Here is a 206-nt window from a genome sequence, read left to right as displayed (position 1 = left end):
CAAGCGCACCAGCCTCCATCATCTCGGCCGCCCTCGCATAACCGCCGCCCATCCCGTCGAGGAAATGCAGGTGCGAATCCGGCCTGTCCGATGGCACGAGACAAGTCATCAGCGCATGCGACTGGCGGTGCAGTCCGAAGTTGATCTCGCCGCGCGCCCTTGCCGGAACGAGGATCGCTTCGACCCTGTCGATCTGTTGCGGCGTG

General features: G+C 64.6%; 1 protein-coding gene. It reads right to left on the bottom strand.

From position 1 onward, the window contains the following. On the bottom strand, positions 1-206 hold a 206-nt coding region (locus AF337_RS32695; RefSeq protein ID WP_152971292.1), incomplete at both ends, for a DUF3095 family protein.

The sequence above is a fragment of the Rhizobium ecuadorense genome, assembly GCF_001187535.1.
Classification (GTDB): Bacteria; Pseudomonadota; Alphaproteobacteria; order Rhizobiales; family Rhizobiaceae; genus Rhizobium; species Rhizobium ecuadorense.
The sequence above is the reverse complement of the archived record's forward strand: the minus strand, read 5'-3'. Positions and strand labels throughout refer to the sequence as shown.